At 65.8% G+C, this 9,548-nt stretch carries 7 protein-coding genes; 4 read left to right on the top strand and 3 right to left on the bottom strand.

Annotated elements, in window-relative coordinates; genetic code table 11:
* Positions 1-189: 189 nt before the first annotated feature.
* From ACX80V_RS09300 to ACX80V_RS09290, 3 genes are read right to left on the bottom strand one after another with little or no spacing between them, the layout of a single operon-like run.
* Complete coding sequence (locus ACX80V_RS09300; RefSeq protein ID WP_485842917.1) at positions 190-1,350, bottom strand: M24 family metallopeptidase; 1,161 nt, start codon at positions 1,348-1,350, stop codon at positions 190-192.
* Positions 1,347-3,443 carry a DUF6807 family protein gene (locus ACX80V_RS09295; protein ID WP_485842916.1) on the bottom strand — a complete coding sequence of 699 codons (2,097 nt, stop codon included), beginning with the start codon at positions 3,441-3,443 and terminating at the stop codon, positions 1,347-1,349. The genes ACX80V_RS09300 and ACX80V_RS09295 overlap by 4 nt, the downstream gene beginning before the upstream one ends.
* Positions 3,443-4,630, bottom strand: a complete 1,188-nt coding sequence (locus ACX80V_RS09290) for an acetylxylan esterase (RefSeq protein WP_485842915.1) — start codon at positions 4,628-4,630, stop codon at positions 3,443-3,445. The genes ACX80V_RS09295 and ACX80V_RS09290 overlap by 1 nt, the downstream gene beginning before the upstream one ends.
* A gap of 388 nt (positions 4,631-5,018) precedes the next feature.
* Between ACX80V_RS09290 and ACX80V_RS09285 the strand changes: the two genes are divergently transcribed.
* The 4 genes from ACX80V_RS09285 to ACX80V_RS09270 all read left to right on the top strand — a co-directional run bounded on the left by ACX80V_RS09285 (position 5,019) and on the right by ACX80V_RS09270 (position 9,496).
* Positions 5,019-5,963, top strand: a complete 945-nt coding sequence (locus ACX80V_RS09285; RefSeq protein WP_485842914.1) for a carbohydrate ABC transporter permease — start codon at positions 5,019-5,021, stop codon at positions 5,961-5,963.
* Positions 5,953-6,903 (top strand): carbohydrate ABC transporter permease, encoded by a 951-nt coding sequence (locus ACX80V_RS09280; RefSeq protein WP_160674214.1) that lies wholly within the window; start codon positions 5,953-5,955, stop codon positions 6,901-6,903. Before ACX80V_RS09285 ends, ACX80V_RS09280 begins: the two co-directional genes overlap by 11 nt.
* 249 nt (positions 6,904-7,152) lie before the next feature.
* On the top strand, positions 7,153-8,511 hold the full coding sequence (locus ACX80V_RS09275) for an ABC transporter substrate-binding protein (RefSeq protein ID WP_485842913.1): 1,359 nt from the start codon (positions 7,153-7,155) through the stop codon (positions 8,509-8,511).
* 529 nt (positions 8,512-9,040) lie between these two features.
* A complete protein-coding gene (locus ACX80V_RS09270) occupies positions 9,041-9,496 on the top strand; it encodes a hypothetical protein (RefSeq protein ID WP_485842912.1) in 456 nt (151 codons plus the stop codon).
* Positions 9,497-9,548: the final 52 nt, after the last annotated feature.

The following is a 9,548-nucleotide window of genomic DNA, read 5'->3' as shown; positions in this document are numbered from 1 at the left end:
AACGCTCACGACCAGCAAACAAGCCGCCAAACCCAAGCCCGCCACGCGCGCACTTCGGAATGATTCCACGAAGAATGCTACGCGCGCATCTTGACATGATTCCCCGGGGACCCCCCGGTCGATCACCGACCCTGACGAAGCCCCGGGACGACCGTCCCGGGGCTTCTCTATGCCGTCTAACGGCAGGGCCTACAGCTGCAGCGTCACCGGCCGCTTGAGGCCGTTCACGGTGGCAGCGGGCCAGCGGTCATCCACCGTCAGGACTTTCATGCCCGACTCGGTGAGCTGGACCGTGTCCTCGATTTTCACCCCCGGTCCCGACGGGTTCCAGGTGAACGGCTGGTTGAGGACGACGGTGTCGGTGGCTGCCGCGGTGACGCGCGGATCCCGTCCGGCATAGCCCGCCGGTCCACCCTGGTGGTGCTGCTCCCACTGCTCCGCACCGAAGCCGTGGCGGGCGTAGGCCGCCTTGATCTCGCCGAAGACGCGGTCCAGCCTGGCACCGGGAACCGTTGCGTCGAAGATGTCCGCCTCCACGGCGGCGATCCGGGACTCGGCGTCGCGCTCTTCGGGGGTCCCGGCGTCGAACCTTACCCAGCGGGTGATGTTCGCGACCAGGCCGTCCCGGCGAGCGCACACCACGGCCATGGCGCGGCGTCCGAGGGGCGCGTGCGTGGCCAGCGGGTGGCGGAAGTCGCTCCGGGAGCTGCCGTTGCACAGGAGTACCAGCGGCTCCGCGCCCGCTCCAACCACGCGGGCGGCCAGGGCGGACACCAGTTCGAATTCGGTGGCGTCCGGCCGGGCGGTGGACAGGACATCGGTCATGATGCCGGCCAGTTCCGCGCTGAGGCGGGCGTAGCGGGCGGACTCGCCGGGCAGCAGTTGCTGCCGGGCAGCCCTCAGCTCGGTGGCCACCGAGGCCTCGGCCAGCGGGGTGCCGGCACCCCCTCCGGAAGAACGTCCGACGGCGGCGGCGGCCTCGTGCAGGTTCCCGTACCAAGGCGCGGTGTGGAGGGAGACACCGGCGGGGAGCTCCTCGGCCGCGATCCGTCCCGCCTCGTTGTTGAACGTCACCAGGTGGTCGCCGTCCCGGTCCACCAGCAGCGCGGCAATGGGGTCGCCGGCCAGGCTGATGTGGACGCGGCTGCCGTCCAGGTACCAGGCCAGCGCCGTGTGCGTGGTCAGCAGCAACGAGTCCTGCCCTTTGGCATCCAGAATGTCCAGGACGCGCCGCCGCTTGATGGCACGGTCCGCGGTAGAGGCGGGCGGCGTGCGGCGGCCCTGGCCCGCAAACGTCGTGGCTTCAGTCAGCTGCGACGGCAGTGTTGCAGCGGTGGTTGTCTGGCTCATGAGTTGTTCCCCTGTGTGTTGATCAATGTCTCGATGTCTTCGGTACCCAAAATTCCGTCGGCGATAAGCACGGTCACGCTGCGGCGAACCGGGGTGCCGGGTTCGGCAATGACGGGCGCGTCCCAGGCCAGCGACTGGCCAACTCCCGGATATCCGTCCACCCGGACGAACCACGGGTCCGTTGAATCCGCGGCGGCGACGAACACGAGTGTGGCCGCACCGCTTTGACGAGTGCCGCCGTCGAACGTTCCTCCCGTGAACCCGCCAGACCAGGCGAGCCACGGCGTAACGCTCCCGTGCACGGCGGACTCACCCGCCCCCGAAGGCGTCCAGACGCGCGCCCCGGAACATTCCGGAAGCCGCCAGAAGAACCCGCCGTAACCGCCCCCAACACGGCCGTTGGAACCGGGGCTGCCCAGGCTCACCGGCTGGTTGCCGGCGGGGGAGAGTGCAAAGTCCAGGGTGAGGCGCCAGGCGGAAGGCCCGACGGCGGCCCACGTCCAGGTGCGCTGTTCGGTCAGGATGGGAGCGCCGTCGGGCCCGTTCCAGGCGAAGTTCTCGGTCAGCTTGCCCTTGGCGGCGGACGGTTCGCCGGGAGACGGTCTGCCAGCCCGGACGATGCTGCCGTGGTCCGGGCGCCAGACGTATTCGCCGGCCGCCCGGGTGTAGGTGCGCCCGCCCCAGAAGTTGACGCCGTCCACATCCTGGAGGGCCACCCCCACGCCCAGGTGCCACACGTGGTCCAGCGGCTGGTGGTCCGTCACAACGGTCCCGGCCAGGGTGCGGACGGGGTGCAGATACGGGCGGGGAGAGGACACGGCGCGGATGCCGCTGCCGTCCTGATAGTCCGCCACGGGATGCCCGGCAAGGTCGAAGGTCCGGACCGGCGGCTGGCGGCGGGCCCAGGGGACGCCCAGCTCGGCAAAGGTGGCCTGTGCCTTCGTGGCGCGTTCGATCAGCGCGGCAATGCCGTGGACCACCGGGTGGGCACCATCGCCTTCGCCCTCCCAGTTGACATGGCCCGCGTCGATTTCCCGGGGCGCGGGGGCGGTGCGGATGGCTTCCAGCACACACATGAATGCGCCGGCATCCGGCAGTGCACTGAGCAGGGGAGTGCCGGGCAGGGGAGTGCCGGCGGTCCGCGCAGCGAGCAGGTTCTCCAGCAGGTCGGTCCGGCCGAACGTCTCGCGGCGCTCGCCGTCCGCCGTGGTGGTGACCAGTTCGTCCTCGGTGTAGAAAAACGTGATGTCGCCCCGCGTCCCGTGGACCGTGACGGAGGGCCGCTGCTGTTCGGGGGCGCAGAGCGTGAGCGCACACAACAGGGTCTGTCCTGCCACCGTGCGGACGCGGATCACCGAGGTGTCATCGCTCTGGGTGCCGTTGGCGCGGTAGAGATCCGTTTCCACGGAGGCGACGTCGGCAACCGTGTGGGCGCCGGCCATGTTCAGGGCGGTGGCCACGGCGTGCGCCAAGGCATTGGTGGCCACGCCGTCAACCACGTCGATGCCGTCCAGGCTGCGCTTCCCGGCCCACCGGGAGCGCTTGAAGTAGCTCCTGGTCCGCAGCCACATGCCGGTGGCGCTGAGACCCAGCACGTCCCCGATGCCGCCGGATTCGATGGTGTTCCGGATTTCCGGCAGGGCCAGCGAGCCCAGGCTCTGGAACCCCACCTGCACGAGCCTGCCGGCGGACTCGGCGGCGGCCAGCACCTCCTGGAACTGGGCCATGGATGCCACCGGCGGCTTCTCCACGTACACGTCGGCACCGGCGGCCAACGCGGCCAGTGCAAGGGGAGCGTGCGTCTGGATGGGGGTGGCCAGGATGACCACGTCCGGGACCGGCCCGGCCGCCAGCAGCTGGTCCAGGGTGTTAAATACGGCCACGGACCCGGCGAGCGTGCCCGTTTCCGGCGGGTTGGGGTCCGCCACTGCCACCAGGTGCAGGGCCCCGGCTTGCTCGAGCCTGGCGAGGTTGGCCAGGTGCGATTCGCCAAAACCGTGCACACCCACGAGGGCTATGCGCGGGAGGGTTGCCGGAACGTCACCTGCCGTTGCAGAGCTAGCGGATGCCGCGGGGGCGGATTGCTGAATCATCAGGGGTCCTCGGTGGCTAAGGGGTTGGCAGGGGCGATAAGGCTGTGGGTGGCGGGACCCGGTGCGCCCAGGGTCCTGGACAGGTAGCTGATGGCTTCATTCTGCATCTCGGCCGTGAAGACGTGCCCGCCTGGCCAGAAACTCCCGGTGTAGTAGCCGGCCGAGTGCAGGGACTCCAGGATCCGGTGGGCGTCCCGCATCCCTTCTTCCGGGAACAGCTCATCGGCCAGCGCGTACTGCGCCAGTAGGCCGTCGGCGCCGGACCGTCCGGTCAGTTCCGGCCAGTCGCCCAGCTTCCAAAGGCCCGGGGTCTGGAGCAGCCAGGAATGGGCATCCAGGTAGGCGGGCAGCAGCGACTGGAACGTCGTCATCATGCACGTGACCACGTAGTTCCGGATCCGCGGGCTGAGGACCGCCAGGGCCAGTGCCCGGCCGCCGCCACCCGAGAACCCGATGCAGCCCAGCCGCTCCGCGTCCACCCCGGGCAGACCGGCAAGGATCTCCAGTGCGGCCAGGTCATCGTGGGCCACCATCCCCGCCAGGCTGGTGCCCAGCAGGCCCGCCGCCTTTGCCACGGTGTCCTCGTGGATTCCCGCGGCGGCGTTGTACAGTTCGGCAGCGGAAGGTACGACGCCGGCCGCCCGCCATTGCGACTGCCTCGCCTCCAGTGCGGATTCCGTCCGCCACGGCGGGGTGGACAGATCGAAGCGCCGGCTGCCCCACGCAAAGGCGTCGTGGGCCAGGACGGCGAAGCCCCGGCGGGCGACCTCCGTGGCCAGGGCGCGCCCCCCGTAGTGCCCGGCACGGGCTTCCGCTGCGGACGGGTGGGACTCGGGAAGCGTGACCAGCCGGTCCGCTCCGCCGAACTTGTTTCCGCCGTGGCAGTGCAGGGCCAGCACGCCGGGCAGCGGCCCGGAACTCCCGGCCGGCCGCAACAGCCAGCCCGTGGTGCGGGGGCCGAAGCCCAACTGCCAGCTGAGCTGGGAGGTGGTGACGCCGTCGTACGTTTCCTGCCAGTGGACGGTGACGTCCGTTGGGGGAACAACTGCCGGAACGCCCAGGGCGTCCGAAAGGTCCTGCGCCGCCGGGGTGGCGGCCTGGTAGCGCGGCCGGTCACGGACGTAGGCAGGCCAGTTCTCATAGCCTGCAATTGCGCTGGGCCGGACCGGCCGGGAATCCTTGCTCACTGACCTGCCTGTTGTTCGGGTGGACGGGAGGGTTGAAGGCGCGGCGGATCGGGACGGATGTTGAACTGTGGGTAAAGTGATCCGGTTGCAGAAAACGCTTTCTCAAAAACTAACAAAGGGCTATACAGGAGTCAAGAAACCGTTTACTTTGGTACGGAGCCGCTTTCAACGTCCCGCGTGACGGAGGCCGGATCCGGACAGCTGCACCCCCAAGTGAGTCCGCCGCCGGAGACGGTGCAAATATGGATCGCCCAGTGCGATCAACCCAGACGTGGAGGGCCACGATGACCAAAGGAGGCCACATGGCCGCTAGACACATACCCAGGACGCCGTGCCCGGCAGGAATGCCGGCTGCAGCGGGTCTGCTGCGTGAAACGGAGTTGCCGCAATGAGTGCCATCAGTGAACTGAGCACCCTCAAGCGCCGCAAAGGCCCCATGACGGCAGCGGAGAAAAAAGCGAACGGCCGGGACAACAAGGCCGCCTACATCTTCTTGCTGCCGTGGCTGGTGGGCCTTGTTGCCATCACCGTCGGTCCGATGCTGATGTCCCTGTACCTGTCCTTCACGGATTACAACCTGCTCCAGCCGCCGGAATGGGTCGGGCTGGACAACTTCATCCGCATGTTCGCAGACGCCCGGCTGCACAACTCACTGGGCGTGACGTTCACCTACGTCTTTGTAGGCGTCCCGCTGCAGCTCGGTGTTGCGCTGCTGATCGCGCTGGTACTGGACAAGGGCCTGCGCGGACTGCCGTTCTACCGTTCCGTCTTCTACCTGCCGTCCCTGCTGGGCGGTTCCGTGGCTGTAGCCATCCTGTGGAAGCAGATCTTCGGCACCACCGGCCTGGTCAATCAGGCCCTGGCCATTTTTGGCATCCAGGGTCCCGGCTGGATTTCCGATCCGAGCACCGCGCTGGGCTCCATCGTCCTGCTGCACGTGTGGACCTTCGGGGCCCCCATGATCATCTTCCTGGCCGGTCTGCGCCAGATTCCGGTGATGTACTACGAAGCAGCGAAGGTGGACGGCGCCAGCACACTCCAGCAGTTCTGGCGGATCACGCTTCCCATGCTCAGCCCCATCATTTTCTTCAACCTGGTGCTCCAGATCATTGGATCCTTCCAGTCCTTCACGCAGGCATTCATCGTTTCCGGCGGCAATGGCGGCCCTTCGGATTCGACGATGTTCTTCACGCTGTACCTGTACCAGAAGGGCTTTGGCCAGTTCGACATGGGCTACGCCTCCGCAATGGCGTGGTTCCTGCTGGTCATCATCGGTGTGTTCACCGCCATCAACTTCATCGCTGCAAAGTATTGGGTTTTCTATGACGACTAAGCTTGAGACGCTGCCCGCCCCGGACAAAAACACCGCCGGCGCCGGTAAGCCTACGAACCACCGCAAGCCCGCGAAGCGCCGCGAGTCCCGCGGCACGCTCGCTTTCAGCAGGGCTGCCCGCACCAGGGCACTGGTCAAACATGCCATCCTGATCCTCGCCGGCGGCCTGATGATCTACCCGCTGCTGTGGATGGTGGTCTCTTCGCTCCGGGCCAATGAGCTGATCTTCCGCGAGCCGGGCCTGTGGCTCAACAGCCTGGAGATGAGCAACTACACCGACGGCTGGTCCGCGCTGACGCACCCGTTCGGCCACTACATGCTCAACTCGGCCATCGTGGTGATCGGATCCATCCTGGGAAACCTGATCTCCTGTTCCATGGCCGCCTACGCGTTCGCGCGGCTCCAGTTCACGGGCAAGAAGCTGTTCTTCGGCATCATGCTGCTGACCATCATGCTCCCGTTCCACGTGGTGATCGTGCCGCAGTACATCCTGTTCTCGCAGATCGGCTGGGTAAACACGTTCTGGCCGCTCATTGTGCCCAAGCTGCTGGCCACCGACGCGTTCTTCGTGTTCCTGATGGTCCAGTTCATCCGCGGCATCCCGAAGGACCTGGATGAAGCGGCAAGGATCGACGGCGCCGGCCACCCGCGCATCTTCCTGCGGGTCATCCTGCCCCTGATGGTGCCGGCCCTGGCCACCACCACCATCTTCACCTTCATCTGGACGTGGAACGACTTCTTCGGGGCCCTGATCTACCTGACGGATCCGGACATGTTCACCGTTCCGGTTGCGCTGCGCGCCTTCGTGGATTCGCAGTCCGCCACAAGTTGGGGATCGCTGTTCGCGATGTCCATCGTGTCCCTCCTGCCGGTATTCCTGGTGTTCCTCTTCGGCCAGCGGTTCCTTATCAAGGGCATCGCCACCACAGGCATTAAGTAGATCCAGCGATACACCTTGCTCCAGCAAATGGCCCGTCCCCCGAGGGCGGGCCATTTGGCGTACCCCGCCGTGCCGGGTCGCGTGGAAGATCCGCCAAGGCCCGGCCCGTTGGCCCTGGCCCAAGGCCTTGGAAACAGGCCAAGAGAACATCTTGTAATACAAGTCGTGTACTTGTAGTATGAGAGTTAAGAAAACGCTTTCTCGTTTTTACTTTCCCCATAGCCAGATCAATGAAGATCGGAGTACCCAGTGGCGCTTTTTCACCGCACTGAGTCAGATGCCAAGATCCGTAAGGCCGAGACGCCATCCACCGGATCACCCCGCCGTTTCCGCAAGACGGGCGTGGTTGCCGCGGCAGCCGCCGTCGTGCTTGCCCTGAGTTCCTGCGGCGGGGGAGCCTCCCCGCAGAGCGACGGCGGGCCCGTTGAGCTGCGCTTCTCCTGGTGGGGGAGCGACAAGCGCGCCCAGCTGACGCAGGCGGCCATCGCGGCGTTCGAGGCCGAGAACCCCAATATCAAGATCAAGCCGGAGTACGGCGACTGGAGCGGATACTGGGACAAGCTGGCCACCCAGGTCGCCGCCAACGACGCCCCGGACATCATCCAGATGGACGAAAAATACATCACGGAGTACTCAACCCGCGGCGCCCTGCTGGACCTCTCCAAGTACCAGATCGACACGTCAAAGCTGGACGAAGCCGCCCTCAATGCCGGCAAGAGCGAAGACGGCCTGACCGGCATCGCCGCCGGCATCAACGCGGCCACCATCCTGGCCAACCCGGCTGTCTTCAAGGCTGCAGGCGTTGAACTTCCCGACGACAAGACCTGGACCTGGGAAGACTTCGGCCGCATCTCCGCCGAACTCACCGAGAAGTCCCCGAAGGGTACGTACGGCTCTGCCGCCTACGGAACGGACGAGGCCTCGCTGGGAGTCTGGCTCCGGCAGAACGGCAAGTCCCTGTACACGTCTGACGGCAAGCTGGGATTCGAGCCCTCGGACATCGCCGACTGGTGGGCTTTCCTGAAGCAGCTCAGTGAGAAGAAGGCTGTGCCGTCTGCATCGGAAGTTGTGGAAGCTGAGGCGGCAGCGCTTGACCAGAGTGGCCTGGCCACGGGCAAGAACGGGCTCGCCTTCTGGTGGTCCAACCAGCTGCCGGCGCTGGAGAAGGCTGCCGGAACCGACCTGCAGATCCTGCGGTTCCCGTCCACCACCGGCAAGGCTGCCGACGCCAAGCTCTGGTACAAGGCATCCCAGTTCTGGTCGGCTTCATCGCGCACCAAGCACCCCGTGGAAACGGCCAAGTTCATCAACTTCCTGGCCAACAACACCAAGGCAGGCGAGGCCCTGCTGGCCGACCGCGGCGTCTACCCGAACTCCGACGTCCGCGCCGCCATCGAGCCAAAGCTGACCCCCGCCGATATCAAGGTGGTCAAGTTCATCGACCAGATCAAGGGCGAACTCGGCGAGGCTCCGGCCCCGCCGCCGAAGGGCGCCGGCGCCATCCAGGAAATCGTCAAGCGCTACACCTCCGAGGTCCTCTTCAACCGCCTGTCCACAGACGAGGCCGGCAAGAAGGCCGTGGACGAGATGAAGTCCGCCATCAGCTAAGTCCCGCGCCGCCGTCGGGCTCTTCCGGATGCAGCTTCTGCAGGAAGCTTCAGCAGGAAGCGTACGACGGCGAGTGGTCACCACAGTCCCGACTGGAACCTTTGGTTCCGGCCGGGACTGCGGTGTTTTAAGGTCCGTGTCCACGTCCGACTTTCCGGGCAGCCATGAGTCCTAGACGGGTGCCGGTCCTCGTGGTGCACTGGGAGCACTTCAATTCATGGGGGAGAACATGAAGGCATCCGCTTGGACCGCCGCTGCGGCAGCACTACTGATATTGACCGGGTGCGCAGACGGTGTGCCCAGCGGGCATCCGACCCCGAACACACTGGAAGTTAGTCCGCCCAGAGCCGTCCCCACTGTCGGTTCGACTTCATCCGCTCAGGCCTCAGGGGCGCCGGTTCAAGCGATCACCATCCCGCTGGGTAAGCAGAAGCAGACAGGTGTCGAGGCATGGCTGACCATCAGCGGCTTTTCCGGGCCTCCGGGTTCGCAAGTTACTTACGATGCCTCAGAGTCCGTGGGTGTTGTTGTGAAGTACGAATGGGATTTGGACGGTGACGGAAGCTACGACCGGACCACCACTGATCCCGTCCTCAAACACACTTACGAGGCAGAGTTTGAAGGAGTCATGATCCTGCGGGTGACAGGGATCGCGGGTGGCACTGACACGTTGGAGACGCCTGTTCGCATCAGCACAACGCCCCTGTATCTTGCAGCGGCCTCAAACGTTCGTATCGAGGTTCTCTCTACGGTGGGGACGATCAGTGAGGTCAGAGTCACTTGGGAATCCAGTGACCCCGCGGTTTACAGATGGGGAGTGGCTGTTGACGGTATCCCGGCAGGCATGCGTGAGGGATCGGTCCGCTCAGTGAACGTCACAGATGTGCACCACGAAGAAGAAGTCCTGATAGAAGTCATTGGTTTCACAGTCGGCGGCGCTATGGGTGAACGGGCGGGCGCAGTCCTGGCCGCGGCCGAGCAGTAGTTCTGCTTCCCCTAATTGCTGTGACGTGGGGTTCCCACGCGCTGCCGTGATG

Source organism: Pseudarthrobacter arbutini (genome assembly GCF_054510915.1).
This window is presented reverse-complemented; position numbering and strand designations above follow the sequence as displayed.

Coding starts and splice junctions, on each gene's coding strand:
- ACX80V_RS09300 (WP_485842917.1), bottom strand. CDS start 1,350: ATGAGCCAGACAACCACCGCTGCAACACTGCCGTCGCAGCTGACTGAA.
- ACX80V_RS09295 (WP_485842916.1), bottom strand. CDS start 3,443: ATGATTCAGCAATCCGCCCCCGCGGCATCCGCTAGCTCTGCAACGGCA.
- ACX80V_RS09285 (WP_485842914.1), top strand. CDS start 5,019: ATGAGTGCCATCAGTGAACTGAGCACCCTCAAGCGCCGCAAAGGCCCC.
- ACX80V_RS09280 (WP_160674214.1), top strand. CDS start 5,953: ATGACGACTAAGCTTGAGACGCTGCCCGCCCCGGACAAAAACACCGCC.